Raw genomic sequence first — 15,985 nt, forward strand, 5'->3', positions numbered from 1 at the left:
GTTGTGCGGCGCACAAATTTGCACCTTACTCGCTACTCGGAAGCTAGCTGCTGTACCCGCAATGTGACGATCACCTCCCGCTCTTCAGCGCTCGCCGTCGACCACCAGTGGAGAGTTGTCATAGTCAGCGAGCAAGGCCGCGACGTCGTCGTAAAGCGCGACCGCGCCGGCACCGCGCAGCGCCTCGTCGGGGAACTTGCCCGAGCGCAGCCCGATCGCAGCGATACCGCACTTGCCCGCCGCGTCGATGTCGTAGGGAGTATCGCCGACCACGATCACCTCGCGAGGGGAGAGCGGAGCAACCTTCGCCAGAGCCGTGGCGAAGATGTCCGGCGCCGGCTTGGTATTCTCGACATCGTCGGCGCTCGTGGTTGCGACGACCAGATCGCGCGCCTCGAGCAGGTCCAGATAGTGATCAAGCTCCTCTGCGGATGCGGAGGAGGCGAGGACCACCTTTTGACCTCGGGCCTTCACGTAGGCGAGCAGGTCGTGAGCGCCGGGGAACGGTTTCACATGTTCCAGGAACCTGGCCTTGAACGTGTTGCCATGCGCCTCCCCGAGCTTCTCCTGCGCGGCTGCGTCCACACCAGGAAGCAGCGTAGGAACCAGCATGTCGGTACCTTTGCCGATCTGATCATGAATCGTCTGCCGCTCGAACTCGGCGCCGATCGTCGCGAACGCCTCCTCCCACGCGATCACGTGCATTTCGTTGCTGTCGACCAATGTTCCGTCGATGTCGAAGAGCACGGCTCTGATTGCCATGTCACATGCTCCCTATTGCGTTGTCAGGTGGGGATGGAACGGAGCAAGGGTGTCCCGACGCGCGTCCCCGAGCTCCGTCGTCCGGTGGCCACTTCCGTGAAGCGAGCTTCGGCGAAGGTCACCAGCCGGCCTGATCGGGCATCCCAGAGGGTAAGCCTTACCGACCTGAGGCTCTCGGCAAGGCCGATACGGTTTAACGTGGCGAGTTCGGGTCGAGCTTTGAGGATTTGGGGCAGCCGGTAGAACGGAACCGTGCTGCAGAGGTGATGTATGTGGTGCAGCCCGACATTTGCCGTGAACCAGCGCAGAACTGGCGGCAACGCATAGTTCGAACTGCCGAACAACGCTGCCTCGTGAAAGCTCCAGAGCTTGCCCGGCTTCCAGTAAGTTTGCTCGAACTGGTGCTGGACGTAGAATAGCCAAACCCCGATCGACGCGGCAATCAGGGTGATCGGGAGCTGGATCAGCAGGAACGGCCCTGCGCCGACGAGGCCGATGAGGCTGCTCCAGACAAGCAGGACCGCCGCATTCGTTCCCATGGTGCTGACCCATGGCCGCCAACCGGCTCTCATCATCCCCACGGGAAGACGATGTTGCAGGAGGAATACGAAGGCCGGCCCGAGCCCGAACAGTACGATTGGATTGCGATACAGGCGATACTTTAGCCGGCCCCAAACTCCGAGGTTGGCGAACTCGTCGACGGTGAGGGTCGCGACATCGCCGAATCCGCGCCGGTCGAGATTGCCGGTGCCGGCGTGATGCATCGCATGGGTGCGCCGCCAATAGTCGTATGGGGTGAGAGTGACCACGCCGATGCAGCGGCCAATCAAGTCGTTGGCGCGTCGCCCCTTGAGAAACGCGTTGTGGCCGCAATCGTGCTGGATGAGGAACAGCCGGAGCACCAGGCCTGCGGCGGGAATCGAGAGGAGCAATGTGAGGGCGTAGTGTATGTCCAGGGAGAGCCACATGAGCAGCCACAGGACCGCCAAAGGTGCGACGCTGGCCAGCAGCTCGAGCCAAGCTCGTCTGTTGTCGGGTTCCCGGAACGCGGCTACCTGTCGTGTGATTTCGCGGATGTCGAGAACTCGCTCGGTTACGCAGTCATCGGCGGGTTGGATGCTTCGCGTGGATACGCCTGAATACATTGTAAAACGGCCTTTGTGGGTCAGTTAGGCTGCGACTGCATTCAGACGCAGCCAGGCCGCTTGTCACGACGCAAATGGAGCGTACCGAACGAACGCTGCACCATAAGGATGCCTGGCAGCTACACTCGCGATTCGCGGGCGCCCTCTATGGTAGAGACCTCAGCGCGGGCTTTCCCGTATCCGGAGAACGTATGATCGAGCCGACCCCAGAAACGACTGCTGACGGCTCGAAGCGAACGGCGCAGATCGCGTTGGCTACGGTCACCGTCCTCGCGATCGTCGGAGTTGCGTGGCTGTTCCTCGAACTCACACGCTTCTTCCTCCTCGTCTTTGCCGCACTCGTGCTCGCGGTAATCTTCGACGCGATGGCGCGGCGGGTCACCGCGGTCGCGCGCGTGCCGCGCGGGCCTGCCCTCGGACTGTCGATCATCGCCTTGTTGGCGGTCTTCATCGGTGCGTTCGCGCTGTTCGGAACACAGATCGCGCGCGAGTTCGATACGATCGTCGAAAGCATCCCGCCAGCACTGGCTCAGGTTGATGCGTTGCTGTCGGGCTTCGGCGTGGGCGAAAGCGCCCGGGAACTGTTCGCTCGCGGCAGCAGCGATGTTTCAAAGCTGATGTCGCGGGCTGGAGGCTATGTCCTCGCTGCGGGAAGCGGGTTCGCCGATTTCGTCCTGGTGTTCGTCGGCGCGATCTTCATCGCCAGCGATCCGGGGGTGTACCGGCGAGGCCTCCTCTTGCTCATACCGCACCGCGCGGAAGCAACGCTCGACAAGTCGCTGGACGATATGTCGCGCGGACTGCGCGGCTGGATGGTTGGACAGGCTGCCTCCTCGGCGCTCGTCGCGGTACTCACATGGGCGGGGCTGGCCGTGCTCGGTGTGCCCGCCGCCGGGGGGCTGGGGCTTATCGCCGGGTTGCTGGACGTGATTCCGATGGTCGGTCCGATCATTGCCGCCGTCCCGGCCGTCCTGCTTGCCTTCACCGTTTCTCCGATGACAGCGCTGTGGACGGTTGGGCTGTTTCTGGTGATCCAGCAGCTTCAGGGCAACTTTCTCCAGCCGATGATACAGAAGCAAGCCGTGGATGTGCCGCCCGCGGTGTTGCTCTTCTCGGTCGTGGCCGCCGGTACGATCTTCGGCTTTCTCGGCGTGCTTCTGGCTGCGCCGCTTACCGTCGTGGTCTATGTCATGGTGCAGCGGATCTATGTGAAGACGCTGCTGGGCAAGGATGTTCGGGTTGTCGGCGACCGCTAAGGTTGGCTTCGAATAGCGACCAAAAGCGCCGTGTCTCAGCGCTGATTATGATCGTCGACACAATAGAACATCGGGTTCTTCAGCCATTCGGCGATGGCGGATTCCCGCCAGCCGGCGCAGCGTTCGCTGATCTTGATGTTTCTGGGGAAGGTGCCCTTGTCCATCTTGCGGTACATGGTCGAGCGGCTGAGGCCGGTGCGGGCAAGCACCGCCTTCAGCCGGAGGATGCGGTCGGGGGTGTCGGACATGGCATGGTCCTGTTCGCGCTGAAGTGGTTCGCTTCGGACAGGATTGGGATTGCGCCACAGGACGCAAGAGGGCGTGGCCGGGGTGGCGTACGCTGGCGTAGGCTGGCGTAGAAAAACAGGGATCTGCGTAGGCGGCGATTTTGGCGTCCGGGTCCCAGAGCGTCCCACGCTTCGCGTGACCGTGCTCTACGCCGCGAACCGCGGCGCCGAGTCGCTGTTGCGTCTCGGCCCATTCGGGTCACGATCGACTGACGCAAAGCCGGCTGGCGCCTGAGGAAGCGGAACGCGGGGACCAATGGAGCGCTCACTGGCTTGCTCCTGCGGCGCCGCCAGAGGTCGCGGTGTTTTTGTTTCCGCGTGACACGCTCGATCCGGCCGGAAGGCGCGGCGGCGGCTGGCACACGGGCGCGTGCGCACGCCGCCACGACGGCCGGCCGGACTCGAGAGAGCGGTTGTGGTGCAGCGCCGCTGGCGCTGGGCAGCGCTGCGCGCTGATTGGCTGCGGACGCGGCGCTCCGGCGCCGCGGCGTTTGGCCTCCGGCACTCGACCTGGCGGGGTGGGCGTCGCTACCCTCTAGTCCCGCCGCGGCGTGCCGCAAGCTGGCTGCGCCAGTTCCTCCTCTCCGTTGCGGCCCTGCAAGCCACCCCATTGCGCAGGCGCAATGGGGACCCCGGCTACACCGATCCCAGCGCCTTTCGGAAAGTCTTCAATCGCATCGTAGGCCTGTCGCCCTCCGAGTATCGACGCCGTTTCGCGGCGGGGGACAGGGTGGCGGGCTGAAAAGGCCTGCGATTACTTCAGGCCGGGATATTCCATGAACAGTGCGACATTGCGCGCGGCTTTCGGACCATAGGTTTTGGAGATGTCGGCCAGCGCGATGTCCAGCGCGCGGGTCGCCTGATGCGCTTCGAGCGGCGCAAGGGTGCGGTCCACCGACTTGGGGCCGCCGGCGACAAGGTCTGGCAAGACGACAAGGCCATGGGCCAGGCGCAAGGGGGCTTTGCTCGCCGCGACGGCAAAGGCCATGGTGTTGCCGGTCCTGCTGTAGGACTCGGCGGTCAGCGCGAGCGCAATCTCGTCGTCGCCCACCTTGACCGGAATGCCTAGCGTGACCTGCGGCTTCGCATCGCGGCCTGGCATGTCCGCATTGCCAGGGTCGGACTGGAACGCATCGCTGTCGTGTTTCGAACTCCAGCCATCGATGCCGACGTCGCGGGCGACCTGTGCCGCCTTTGCCGGGCCGGCGATCGCTTCGACCAGTGCGATGGAGGTCGGCATAGACGCGCTGACACCGGCGCTGGAAACGACCTTGCCATCGGCGACATAGCGGATGTTCTTCTGCCACATCACGTTCGGGAAGCGCGTCACCCGCATCGATTCATTGCTGTAGTGGGAGGTTGCCCGATGGCCGTCGAACAGGCCCGTATTGGCTACGACCATCGCGCCGTAACAGATGCTGATGACGGTGCAGCCCTTGCCTGCCTGCGCCTTTATCCATTGCAAAAGGCCGGGATCATTGTCGTTTTCCACGGCTGGAACGAAGATATAGTCGGCACCCTCAGGGTGACGCTCGTCAAATTCATCGACTGTCGCCTGGAGCTGAAAGGTGAGCGGCTGCATCTTTACAGGACCGGGCCTGACCGAAACCGACACGACATCGGCTACGCCGGATCGCGCCATTACCCCGAACGGGATGCAAAAATCGCTGATGATCGTGCCCTCGTTCAGGCCGACGATCGCAACCAGCGGCTTGGTGCGGCCAAACCGAGCCTGATAAGGCGCAATCTTTTCCGGGCTCGGATTCTTCGAAGCATCGAACAGCGCGGTTGTTTTCGCTGCTTGCTGCGCGATTGCCGCTCTGGTGCCAAGCGCGAGGCCGCCGAGGGTCACAGCCGCAGTGACGATCGCGGTCCGTCGATTCATATTGTGCATGGAAGCTCCTGATCACCGCCGTAGGCGGCGACGTCTCTCCCAGCGCGCTGATCTCGTAAAGGACACAGATCCATGGTTTTCAGCCATGCGAGTTGAGAGGATGAACGGGCAAGCGAGCTCGTCAGGCACATGTTGCACAAACCCGTCGACCGAACCCCGGTGCGGTAGAGCGCCAACACCGGTCCGTTTGCCGCCTCGATCGCCTTGGCGTCTTCTGCGGTGGCCTGGCCGGCATGATCGGGGATGTGCCAGTAAGCAAGGCCGTGACGCCTCGCCTCAGCTTCCAGCTCAAGCGACATCGGCTGATCCGTCGCTTCGCCATCCGGTCTGTTGTTGTTGATGCCCTTGACTCCGGCAGCCGCCCGACCCTCGATCTCCCTGAGCTACCGCTGTCCCTGACGGCGAGATGCTTGTGCAACATCGCGTGCGTCGTGACGCTCTCGATTGCGACTGAAGGAACGGGTATCGGCAGAATCATAATGGCATCCTCGCGACGAGATCGATGAGTGCGGACATGCCTGAATGCGCTGCCTCCCACTTCGCTAGGTCGGCGAGCTGCAGATCGACCGAAACGCCGCGCCGCGGGCCAACTCGGCTGCGTTTGCCTGCGCCACTTTGAACCCGTCAATGGAAACCACGTTCAAGCCCTGCTTAGCCAGCCACGCACCATGCGACGCTCACCGCCGGCGACCGCTGGCGCCTTCATGCCCGGGCGTAGCAGGGGTTGCTGGCCTTTGAGGACGGCATTGGGTTCTTCACCGAAGAGGAACTCTTCGCGGGCATAACGCGCATCGTTGCTTCTGGTCCATTCTTCCCCCGGTCAGAGCAGCCAGGCACGGATGATCGCGCCTACGAGTGTCACGCTAAGCACGCCCGCAGCCCAAAGGCCGACGAACCAGCCGAGACGGCGAAGCAGCGAACGCCTCTCAGTGGTATCCTTCATGACCCGTCTTCCCTCGAAATACCCAGTAGGACCAGGCCGTATAGGCAAGGATGATCGGGACCAGCGCGCTTGCTCCCACAAGCATGAATATCTGGCTGCGCTCAGGCGCGGCCGCGTCCCAGATGGTCAGCGCGTTCGGCACCACATAAGGGTACATGCTGACGCCAAGGCCTGCAAAGCTCATCAGAAACAGAGCCAGAGCCAGAAAGAAGGGTGCCACCTCCCGCCGCTTTTTGAGCGACCGATAGAAGGCGAACGCCAGGATCGCTGTGAGCAGGGGCACCTGCGAGGTTGCGAAGATGGCAGGAGTGCTCAGCCACTTCTGCCGGTAGTCCGTGCCGAGGCCGAGGGTGCCGAGGCTGACCGCGAGGATGGCAATCAGTGTCAGGACGAAGAAGCGACCAGCAAGCCTGTAAGCGTGGCCCTGCGTGCCTTCCTCGGTCTTCCAGATGAGCCAGGTGGCGCCCAGCAGAGCATAGCCGCAGACCACGCTTGCACCGGTCAAGAGACTGAATGGCGTCAGCCAATCCAGCCATCCGCCGGCGTAAGCGCGATCCGCCACTTCCACCCCCTGCAACAGCGCCCCAAGTGTCACGCCCTGCGCGAACGCGGCGACTATCGAGCCGGCGGTGAAGGCAAAGTCCCAGCCCGCACGATGCTTAGGATCACGCCAGCGTGCCTCGAACGCGACGCCGCGGAAGACGAGGCCTAGCAGCATAGCAATGATCGGCGGATAGAGCGCGGTCATCACCACGCCGTAAGCGAGCGGGAAGGCCGCAAAAAGGCCGCCTCCGCCCAGCACCAGCCAGGTTTCGTTGCCATCCCACACCGGCGCGATCGAGTTCATCGCCTGGTCCCGCTCCTTGCCGACGCCGAACGTGGGAAAGAGGATGCCGATGCCGAGATCGAAACCATCCATTACCACATAGGCGAAGACGGCGAAGGCGATGATGAAGGCCCAGATCATCGTCAGGTCGATGTTGATGCCCATCGGTCAGGCTCCCGTAAGCTGGGTGGGACCGGGCGTGATTCCGGCAGTCCGGATTGGCCCGGCTCCCTCGGCGAGCGCAGGCTCGGGCACCTGCACGCCGTTGTTCATCAGCCGAAGGATGTACCAGGTGCCGAAGCCGAACACGACGAAGTAGACGATGACGAAGGCGATCAGCGACGTGGCGACGGCAGGCGCCGCCAAGGGTGAGGCGCTCTCCGAGGTCCTGAGCAGACCATAGACAGTGAAGGGCTGCCGCCCAACCTCGGTCGTCACCCAACCGGCGAGCACGGCAATGAACCCGGATGGCCCCATAGCGACGGTCGCCCGGTGCAGCCACGTCCACCGATAAAGCTTACCTCGTAGCCGTGCAACCACGCTCCAAAGGCCCAGCCCAAGCATCGCGAAACCGACGGCCACCATGATCCGGAACGACCAGAAGACGATCGGCACCGGAGGCTCCATGTTGTCGGGGATGGTGTCCAGCCCGGCAAGCGGCGCGTCCGGATCATGCTTCAGGATCAGCGACGACGCTTTTGGCACCTCGAGGGCATAATCGATACGCTTCTCCTCCGAGTTGGGTAGGCCGAACAGGATAAGCGGGGCACCGTCGGGGTGACTGTCATAATGGCCTTCCATCGCCATGACCTTGGCCGGCTGGTGTACTAGCGTATTGAGCCCGTGCAGATCGCCGGCGAAAATCTGGAGAGGAGCTACAATCGTGGCCATCCAGAGCGCCATGGACAGCATCTTGCGCGCCGCTGTTGCTGAGCGAGCTAGATCGGCGCCCAGTTCGGTCGGCTCGTCTCCCTCCCGGTGGGCGATCATCCGTCCGCGCTTCAGCTTCAGTAACTGCCATGCGCCGACCGCGCCGACGACGAAGGCGGTCGTCAGATATGCGGCCAGGACAGTATGGAGCAGTCGGTATGGAAAGCTGGGGTTGAAGATAATCGGCCACCAGCTGGGCCCGGGAACGAACTGCCCCTGTGCATTGATCTCGAAGCCGGTCGGCGTCTGCATCCAGCTGTTCACGCTGAGAATCCAGGTGGCGGAGATCAGCGTTCCCACCGCGACCATCAGGGTTGCCAAATAGTGAAGCTTGGGACCGACCCTCTGCATGCCGAACAGCATCACGCCGAGGAAGCCTGCCTCGAGGAAGAAGGCGGTCAGCACTTCATACGCCATGAGCGGCCCAATAACCGGCCCGGCCTTGTCGGAGAAGACCGCCCAGTTAGTGCCGAATTGGTAAGACATGACGATGCCTGAGACCACGCCCATCGCAAAGACGATCGCGAAGATCTTCAGCCAGAACTTGAACAGGTCGAGATGGACGTCCTTACCGGTCTTCAGCCACAGCCCCTCGAGCACGGCCAAGAAGCTTGCCAGGCCGATCGAGAACGCTGGGAAGATGAAGTGGAAGCTGACCGTGAACGCGAACTGGATACGCGCCAAGAGCAGTGCATCAAACCTGTCTAACATCGCCGTTCCTTTGCGGCAGCATCTGGGTTGCGCATCCACGGAACGGAACTGGACAAGTTGTCCTAGCCGCGGGCAGGCGCGCCTGACTGGATCTAAAAAGTCCTGTGTCAAAAGTTGGACGGGAATGCCGATCCGGCCAACAAGGGGACGGCTTGGTTCGGATTGCTGAGTGTTTTCATTCGCCAAACAGAAGAATCTTGGCCAAGTTGGCATGCAGTTCCGTTTGACAGTGGTGGGATGCACACCTTAGCAATGGCGGATCGGAATTGCCTTGGTGGGCGGTATCCCCCGAATAGTGCCACCACATGAGCATTCGTGACGGGATGCAGCCGTGCCGGTCAAAGCTTGTGCGAATGTCCGGACCGCCGTCAGTGCGCAGATATTCCCTGGTCTGGCCGCGAAACAAGACGCCAGGCCGTCAAAGAACGCACCCAGCTCCTCTACCGTCTGACAGTCGACAGTTTCCATTCTACCTCCTGCGCTACCCGGCGCCATCGCATAAGCTTGGCATCCAAACCTTTAAGGCTGCTCTGCAGATCGAATAGCCTAGCTTGGGCGCGGCTGATCCCGGCCACGCCGTCGGACAGGCTCTTCCTTGACATCCGCGCTAACACGCAACATATGAAGTTGCATGAGAAGAGATAGCCGATTGTCAGGCGTGCTTCACGTCCTCCTGCATATGGCAGAGCAGCCCGGTCCGGCCACGTCGGAAACGCTTGCCCGCGCCATGGGCACCAACCCCGTCGTCATCCGCAGGATCATGGCGGGCCTGCGCGACCAGGGCTTTGTCCGATCCGAGAAGGGGCACGGCGGCGGGTGGACGGTCGCTTGCGATTTCGAACAGGTAACGCTGCGCGACATCTACGATGCGCTCGGCAAACCAGAGCTTCTGGCAATGGGCAACCGTACCGAGGCGCCCGGCTGTCTGGTCGAGCAAGCCGTCAACGCCGCGCTCGGCGAGGCGTTCGACAAGGCGGAGGCGCTTCTCCTGAGTGAGTTCGGGCAAATCACGCTCGCCGCGCTCAGCGCCGACTTTCACACCCGCCTCGCGGAGCGAGGCGGGTTCCTCACCTTGGAGAACAACCATGCAGCATGATGTCATCATCGTCGGCGGTGCCTTTGCGGGGCTCGCGGCCGCGACCTATCTCGGCCGCGCGCGCCGGAACGTCTGCGTAATCGATACTCGGCAACCGCGAAATCGTTTTGCCGACGCCTCGCACGGCTTCCTCGGCTTCGACGGCAGCGATCCGAAAGCGATCCTTGCGAAGGCTCGCGAGCAGCTTGGCGCCTATTCCAGCGTGCACATGATCGAGGGGCAAGCGGTCGCGGGCCGATCCGACGGGGATGGGTTCGCTGTGACTCTGTCGAGCGGCGAGGAAATCTCGGCGCAAAAGGCCATCCTTGCTTATGGGGTGCGCGACACGCTGGAATCCATTCCGGGCCTGCAGGAGCGCTGGGGCAAGACGGTGCTGCACTGTCCCTACTGCCACGGCTTCGAGTTCAGCGACCGCCAGCTCGGCGTGCTCTACCGCATGCCGATGTCGGTGCATCAGGCCGTCCTTGTCGCAGAATGGGGGCCGACGACCCTGTATCTGAATGGTGCCGAGCTCGATTCAGAGGCTGCGCAAACGCTGGCCGCGCGAGGCGTGAGAGTGGAGCAGAGCAAGCTGAAGCGGCTGGTCGGCGAGCGCTGCGCCTTGTCCGCCATCGAGCTCGTGGATGGACGCGAGAGCCCGGTGGAGGCGCTTTATGTCGCGCCGCAATCATGCCCGTCGAGTCCGCTTGCAGAACAGCTAGGAGCCGCGATCGAGGAGGGACCCTTTGGACCGCTTATCACGACCGATGCCGACAAGATGACGAGTGTGCCCGGCCTTTACGCCGCCGGCGACATCGCCCGCGCACCCCATAGCGTGAGCTGGGCCGTGGCCGACGGCGTGACGGCGGGCATCTCCGCCCACCGCGCGCTTGTATTCGGCTGAGCGATGGACCTGCTGCAGCCCTTCCTCGATCCCGCGAAGATCGCGGGCTATGCAGAGGCCACGCCCCGCAAGGTGCCGGGCCTTGCCGACCTGCATTGTATGGCGATGCTCCTGCTGGCGGAGCAGGCTCCCGAGAATGCAAACGTTCTCGTCGTTGGCGCGGGGGAGGGCTCGAGTTGAAAGCGTTCGCCGAGGCGCAGCCGCAATGGCGCTTCGTCGGCGTGGATCCCTCGGCGGCGATGCTGGATCTGGCCGCACGCGTGCTGGAGGCGTTCGCAGGGCGGATTGAGTTACAGCACGGCTATGTCAATACGGCCCCCTCGGGCCCTTTCGATGGCGCAACCTGCTTGCTTACGCTGCATTTCCTCGAGAAGGAGGAGCGGCTGGTTACATTGCGGGAGATACGGCGCCGGTTGAAACCTGGCGTCCCCCTCGTCGTCGCCCATCACAGCTATCCGACGGGAAGCGAGCTTCTTCCCTGGTTGGTGCGATCCGTGGCATTCGCCGACGCGTCCGGCGTCAATTTCGAGCAGGCTTCCGTTTCGGCCGCAGCCATGGCGGAGCATCTCCCGATCCTGTCGAGCGACGAGGATGAGGCGCTTCTCAGAGAAGCCGGCTTTTCGAGCGTCGCGTTGTTTTATGCGGGGTTCTCGTTCCTTGGATGGGTTGCGACTGCGTAATACGAGTAGCGACGCCAGCGCCGGTGGAAGGGCGGATGCCCCGGGGGCGTCACGGATTGAGCAGAAACAGGACATAGGCCTGAAACGAGCCTTACTTCTCCTTCAGACGCTGATCCAGCCAACTGAGCCGGCTTCTCTGCAACACAATCGCAAGTTCGATCCGTTGTGTTTCCACCGTGTCCAGATCGGCCAACCGGGCCGCGAGTGCTTCAATCTCGGACTCGATCCGTTGGCACAGCGCTTCAAATGCCCTTCGTCGGGTCGCGGGCGCGATCGCGTCCCACATTCCTGCCCTGAGACGGAAGGGGTCGAGACCCACGCTCGCGGCTCGCTCTGGGTCGCATATCCAGTCATTCATACGCGTCTCTCCGTCCGCGGTGAGGGTCAGGAGGCGTGTCTTCAGTTTGGACGAGGTCGATTCGGACCTTACCAACCCCGCCGCGACCATCTTGCTGATCGCCGGATAGGTCACCACCGGACCCTTCACGTTTTCAGCGAATGTCGGCAATGACGCCTCTGCCTTGGAGACCCTGAGTCGACTGCCGTCATCGATCCCCCGGGGCCCGAACGCTCGCAAACTGCAGCGGCTGTGGCCCTGGGCGAGGAAGCGCGCGGACAGGCATACACACGTCGTTTCGAATGGCCGCGACGAGGCATGAAACAGCACGCAACGTATTCCGAGGCGATGCGCGTGTTTGAGATGCGAGCTCGCGCAATGCTCGCGCAAGGTTGGACGTCCACCCGGTCGCCACCGCGCTTTACGGGCGGTTGTGACGGGAAAAGGATTTGTGATGAAGAGTATCTGTCTGTTGATCGGCGCCATGGTGGTGATGCCGAGCGCCGCTGTCGCCCAGTCGCGCGAAGAGGTAACGCTCGCTGGCGTCAAGATCGGGGCGTCGATCGACTATCGCTGGCATGACGGCGACTTCCAGCTGCCGCGTATCGCGACCAAGGTCGACGAGAAGGAAGGCGGGATCGGCTATCGCGGACATGTCGGTTACGACGCGCAGATCGGCAAGGCATTGCTGGTCGGCGCCGAGGCGGGGATCGGACGCGGCGGCAAGGCGCTGATCGGGTCGAGCACCACGGGCGACTATAGCCTGAAACCGCGATGGACCTGGGATGTCTCGGGCCGCGTGGGCGTGCTGCCTGCGTCGAACGTCCTTCTCTACGGTCGCGCCGGATACAGCTGGCTGCGGGTGCGGGAGACGACCGACTTCCGCGCGACCAATCTCAAGGACCTGAAGAGCAGCAGCACCGAAAAAGGGTTCCTGTGGGGCGCCGGCATCGAAGCCGCGGTAACACAGGGTGTTTCGGCGCGTGCAGAATATGTCCGCGTGAATTATCGCGACGGACTCACCTCGTCGAAGATCCAGCTGGGCATGTCGCTCGGCTTTTAAGGCGCCGCTGACATGGTGGGCGGTCGGTCGTCGCGGCCGCCCATCCGCTGCGCACCCGTTAGCGATTACATGAGGACGAAGCGATGCGGATATTGCTGGTCGAGGACGAGGCCGGGATGGCGGCGGCGATGGTCGCCGTGCTGGAGCGGGAGGGTTATGTCGTCGACCAGGTGACATCGCTCGCTGAAACGCTCGAAGCGGCGAGGCTCGCAGTGAGCGACGTCGTGCTGCTTGACCGTACGCTGCCGGACGGCGACGGAATCGCCGCGATCGACGACATAAGACGGTTCAACCCGGGCGTGCCGGTGATCGTCATATCCGCGCGCGGCGACATCGATGACCGCGTCGCGGGACTGGATACCGGCGCCGACGACTATCTCGCCAAGCCGTTCGCGATGGAAGAATTGCTGGCGCGCATAAGAGCGGTACGGCGGCGCCCGGCAGCATTGCCCCATCGGCACGTTCAGCTCGGCGAACTGGTCTATGACATGAGGAATGACGAGGCGCTGGTTCGCGGTGTGCGCCTCGATCTGCCGCGGCGTGAGCTGCGCGTACTGGCGGCGCTGATGCGACGGCGCGGGCGAACCGTCCTGCGCGGCGCGCTGGAGGAGGCCGTCTACGGATTCGACGACGAGATTCAGTCGAACACGCTGGACTCGCATGTCTCGCGCCTGCGCAAGCGGCTGAGCGAGGCCCATACCGAGGTAGAGATCCATGCCATCCGGGGCGTCGGCTACCTGCTGCGCCAGGCTCTATGAAGCCGCGGGCCCCGAGGTCGTTCAAGGCCCGGCTGATCATTCGCCTGCTCGGATTTCAGGTCGGCTTGTTCCTGCTGACCGGTGCCTTGCTGGCGGGTTACGTGCTTTACAACGACGATGGCAAATCACTGGTCGAGCCGGATTTCGCCGACGTGGCGGCTCGCGCGATCGTCCGCGACAGACATGGCAAGTTGCATCTCGTCGATACACCAGAATTGCTCGACGCACGCCGTCGTGTGCCCGACCTGTGGTTCGTGGCGCGGGATGCGCGCGGCGAATCCGTCTCCTACAACAAAACCCCCGCTGCCTATGTGGGGATCGCGAATAGTCTCGAGCACATCACGTTCGCCTACATCAAAGACCAGATGGCGCCGTACCGGTATGTCGCCTCAGTCAGGCTGGCTGACGGTCCGGCTGGAGAATTCACAATTCTCGGGACGTCCCAGACCGGCGACTGGACGGTCCGCCTGTTTGCGGCGGGAGGCGAGATCCTCGTATTTGGCCGCGGCGCCGTGCTGAACACGGTGACGATGCTGTTGCTCCTGTCGAGCACGATCATGGTGCCGTTCCTGATCGTTCTGTCGCTCATCACGATCGTTGCCATCCCCTTGATCGTCGGCAAGACGTTTCGGCGTTTGTCCGTGCTCGCCGACGAGGCAAGCCGGGTGGACATCGACCGGCGCGGCAGTCGCTTGTCATCGGATGGCATCCCCGCGGAAATCGCACCCTTGATCAAAGCGATGAACGGGGCCCTTCGCCGGCTCGACGAAGGCTATGAGCAGCATCAGCGTTTTCTTTCCGACGCGGCGCATGAATTGCGCACGCCGATCGCGATCCTCCAGGCCAAGATCGAAGCCGCACAAGACTCGACGTTTGCGCGGCGTCTCCAGGGTGATGTTGCCAGGCTGGCGACACTGGCCGAACAGATGCTCGACCTGCAGCGGATAGGGCGTGCCTCGCCGCTCGATGATGCGGTCGATCTCGGAAAGGTCGTGCGGGAGGTGGTTGCAGACCTGGCTCCCCTGGCGATCGCGGGCGGCAAGGAACTGGCGGTGGCCGATCTCGGCGGTGTGGCCGTGCGCGGTGACACAGCGGCGATCGGCCGCGTCCTTGCCAATTTGATTCAGAACGCGCTCGAACATGGCGGTCGTCAGGTGATCGTACGGGTCGAGGGCACGACCGTCGAGGTCGAGGACGATGGCCCCGGCATACCGTTGCAGGAGCGTGAACGCGTCTTCGAGGCTTTCCACCGCCTGCGGGGAGGAAACAGCGGTGCTGGTCTCGGCCTCAATCTCGTCCGGGAGGTCATGATCCGCCACAGCGGATCGGTCGAGCCGCTGGAAGCGCCATCGGGAGGCACAATCATGCGGCTTGAATTCGTCGCCGCAGCGGAAAGCTGATGCGGCGGTGCCCGGACATGATCGCCGCGCCTGAATGGTTGCGCCCAGCACGTGATTCTTATCCCGGCGCCTGTGACGGGAATCGGTTGCCGGCGACGTTAAAGCCAGAGCGGCTCGGGCGCACACAAGGCAACAAGATCACGGCCACCCCACAGATCCGGGAGAAAGTCGCGGGCAAGCAACTGCGTGGGCCCAACCAATACCATTTCTCGTGAAAGGAACTTCAATGCGTTTGTATCTCAATCTTTTTGCCCTCGCGGCGACCACGCTCCTGCCAATCGCGGCCTCGGCCCAGGTGCTGCCGGCGCCCGCTCTCATTGACGGCACCATCCTGGAGGTGGTGTCCGAGGGCAAGACCACGCGTGCGCCGGACCTGGCGGTGATCAACACCGGCGTCGTCACGCAGGCCCCGACCGCAGCGGGTGCCCTGTCCGACAATGCCGCGCGCGTGAAGCGCGTGGTCGCCGCGCTCAAGGGGGCAGGGGTGGCCGATCGCGACATCCGTACGACCAATATCTCCCTTCAGCCGCAATATCGCTATGCCGAGAACACGCCTCCGGCGATCACCGGGTATCAGGCTTCGAATACCGTTTCAGTCCGGTTCCGGGATATCGCGCGCGCTGGCACGATCCTCGATTCACTCGTCCGGGAGGGGGCAAATCAGATCGACGGCCCAACTTTGTCGCTCGACAAGCCCGAGACGGCGCTCGACGAGGCGCGCGCCGATGCGGTGGCGAAGGCGCGTGTCCGCGCCGGTTTCTATGCCCGCCTCGCTGGCTTGCGGGTCGATCGTATTCTGTCGATCTCGGAGAATTCCGGGACGAGCGCGCCGATCATGGCCGGCGCGATGCGTGAGAACATGGCGGCCGCCGACGCGAACACGAAAGTGATCCCCGGTGAACAAGACGTCACCGTCAGTCTCTCGGTCCGTTTCCTTCTCAAATAACCGCGCGGCATGCCCATCCCGCCATGGCGCCGGCGAAACCCGGAGCCATGGCGGGATGAAACGGTCCT

18 protein-coding genes are annotated in these 15,985 nt (G+C 63.3%); 9 read left to right on the forward strand and 9 right to left on the reverse strand.

From position 1 onward, the window contains the following. Positions 1-84: 84 nt before the first annotated feature. Together CVN68_RS03155 and CVN68_RS03160 are read right to left on the reverse strand one after the other, a co-directional pair. The gene (locus CVN68_RS03155; RefSeq protein WP_100280915.1) at positions 85-762 is read right to left on the reverse strand and encodes an HAD family hydrolase; all 678 of its coding nucleotides are present in this window, start codon (positions 760-762) and stop codon (positions 85-87) included. 23 nt (positions 763-785) lie between these two features. Next, positions 786-1,907 carry a fatty acid desaturase gene (locus tag CVN68_RS03160; RefSeq protein ID WP_100280916.1) on the reverse strand — a complete coding sequence of 374 codons (1,122 nt, stop codon included), beginning with the start codon at positions 1,905-1,907 and terminating at the stop codon, positions 786-788. A gap of 191 nt (positions 1,908-2,098) precedes the next feature. Here CVN68_RS03160 and CVN68_RS03165 point away from each other — a divergent pair, with 191 nt between their 5' ends. Continuing rightward, the gene (locus CVN68_RS03165; protein WP_100280917.1) at positions 2,099-3,163 is read left to right on the forward strand and encodes an AI-2E family transporter; all 1,065 of its coding nucleotides are present in this window, start codon (positions 2,099-2,101) and stop codon (positions 3,161-3,163) included. A 35-nt stretch (positions 3,164-3,198) separates the two neighbouring features. Here CVN68_RS03165 and CVN68_RS03170 read toward each other — a convergent pair whose 3' ends face one another. The 6 genes from CVN68_RS03170 to CVN68_RS03190 all read right to left on the reverse strand — a co-directional run bounded on the left by CVN68_RS03170 (position 3,199) and on the right by CVN68_RS03190 (position 8,754). Beyond that, on the reverse strand, positions 3,199-3,411 hold the full coding sequence (locus CVN68_RS03170) for a helix-turn-helix transcriptional regulator (RefSeq protein WP_100280918.1): 213 nt from the start codon (positions 3,409-3,411) through the stop codon (positions 3,199-3,201). A gap of 793 nt (positions 3,412-4,204) precedes the next feature. Further along, positions 4,205-5,344: a DJ-1/PfpI family protein gene (locus CVN68_RS03175; protein WP_199560201.1), complete on the reverse strand. Its 1,140-nt coding sequence runs from the start codon at positions 5,342-5,344 to the stop codon at positions 4,205-4,207. Next, entirely contained in the window at positions 5,332-5,718 is a 387-nt protein-coding gene (locus CVN68_RS03180) for a beta-lactamase hydrolase domain-containing protein (RefSeq protein WP_100280920.1), read from the reverse strand. The genes CVN68_RS03175 and CVN68_RS03180 overlap by 13 nt, the downstream gene beginning before the upstream one ends. A gap of 446 nt (positions 5,719-6,164) precedes the next feature. After that, the gene (locus tag CVN68_RS23585) at positions 6,165-6,287 is read right to left on the reverse strand and encodes a DUF2474 domain-containing protein (RefSeq protein WP_199560202.1); all 123 of its coding nucleotides are present in this window, start codon (positions 6,285-6,287) and stop codon (positions 6,165-6,167) included. Further along, complete coding sequence (cydB, locus tag CVN68_RS03185; protein ID WP_100280921.1) at positions 6,271-7,278, reverse strand: cytochrome d ubiquinol oxidase subunit II; 1,008 nt, start codon at positions 7,276-7,278, stop codon at positions 6,271-6,273. The genes CVN68_RS23585 and cydB overlap by 17 nt, the downstream gene beginning before the upstream one ends. A 3-nt stretch (positions 7,279-7,281) precedes the next feature. Beyond that, a complete protein-coding gene (locus tag CVN68_RS03190) occupies positions 7,282-8,754 on the reverse strand; it encodes a cytochrome ubiquinol oxidase subunit I (RefSeq protein ID WP_100280922.1) in 1,473 nt (490 codons plus the stop codon). Positions 8,755-9,385: 631 nt separating this feature from the next. On the opposite strand from CVN68_RS03190, the gene CVN68_RS03195 reads away from it, so the two are divergent. The 4 genes from CVN68_RS03195 to CVN68_RS03205 are packed head-to-tail and all read left to right on the forward strand — an operon-like array spanning position 9,386 to position 11,413. Beyond that, positions 9,386-9,850, forward strand: a complete 465-nt coding sequence (locus CVN68_RS03195) for an Rrf2 family transcriptional regulator (protein WP_100280923.1) — start codon at positions 9,386-9,388, stop codon at positions 9,848-9,850. Next, complete coding sequence (locus CVN68_RS03200; protein WP_100280924.1) at positions 9,840-10,733, forward strand: NAD(P)/FAD-dependent oxidoreductase; 894 nt, start codon at positions 9,840-9,842, stop codon at positions 10,731-10,733. Before CVN68_RS03195 ends, CVN68_RS03200 begins: the two co-directional genes overlap by 11 nt. 3 nt (positions 10,734-10,736) lie before the next feature. Further along, positions 10,737-10,913 carry a hypothetical protein gene (locus tag CVN68_RS23835; protein WP_233503553.1) on the forward strand — a complete coding sequence of 59 codons (177 nt, stop codon included), beginning with the start codon at positions 10,737-10,739 and terminating at the stop codon, positions 10,911-10,913. Continuing rightward, positions 10,910-11,413 (forward strand): class I SAM-dependent methyltransferase, encoded by a 504-nt coding sequence (locus tag CVN68_RS03205; protein ID WP_233503554.1) that lies wholly within the window; start codon positions 10,910-10,912, stop codon positions 11,411-11,413. The genes CVN68_RS23835 and CVN68_RS03205 overlap by 4 nt, the downstream gene beginning before the upstream one ends. 91 nt (positions 11,414-11,504) lie before the next feature. On the opposite strand, the gene CVN68_RS03210 is transcribed toward CVN68_RS03205, so the two are convergent. Next, complete coding sequence (locus CVN68_RS03210) at positions 11,505-11,885, reverse strand: hypothetical protein (RefSeq protein WP_233503555.1); 381 nt, start codon at positions 11,883-11,885, stop codon at positions 11,505-11,507. Positions 11,886-12,204: 319 nt separating this feature from the next. Here CVN68_RS03210 and CVN68_RS03215 point away from each other — a divergent pair, with 319 nt between their 5' ends. The 4 genes from CVN68_RS03215 (at position 12,205) to CVN68_RS03230 (ending at position 15,917) form a co-directional block, all read left to right on the forward strand. Continuing rightward, positions 12,205-12,813: an outer membrane protein gene (locus CVN68_RS03215; protein WP_100280926.1), complete on the forward strand. Its 609-nt coding sequence runs from the start codon at positions 12,205-12,207 to the stop codon at positions 12,811-12,813. A gap of 83 nt (positions 12,814-12,896) precedes the next feature. Continuing rightward, a complete protein-coding gene (locus tag CVN68_RS03220; RefSeq protein WP_100280927.1) occupies positions 12,897-13,571 on the forward strand; it encodes a response regulator transcription factor in 675 nt (224 codons plus the stop codon). Beyond that, positions 13,568-14,971 carry a sensor histidine kinase gene (locus tag CVN68_RS03225; RefSeq protein WP_100280928.1) on the forward strand — a complete coding sequence of 468 codons (1,404 nt, stop codon included), beginning with the start codon at positions 13,568-13,570 and terminating at the stop codon, positions 14,969-14,971. The genes CVN68_RS03220 and CVN68_RS03225 overlap by 4 nt, the downstream gene beginning before the upstream one ends. Positions 14,972-15,197: 226 nt before the next feature. After that, positions 15,198-15,917 (forward strand): SIMPL domain-containing protein, encoded by a 720-nt coding sequence (locus CVN68_RS03230; RefSeq protein WP_100280929.1) that lies wholly within the window; start codon positions 15,198-15,200, stop codon positions 15,915-15,917. Positions 15,918-15,985 lie beyond the last annotated feature (68 nt).

It is taken from the genome of Sphingomonas psychrotolerans (assembly GCF_002796605.1).
Taxonomy (GTDB): Bacteria; Pseudomonadota; Alphaproteobacteria; order Sphingomonadales; family Sphingomonadaceae; genus Sphingomonas; species Sphingomonas psychrotolerans.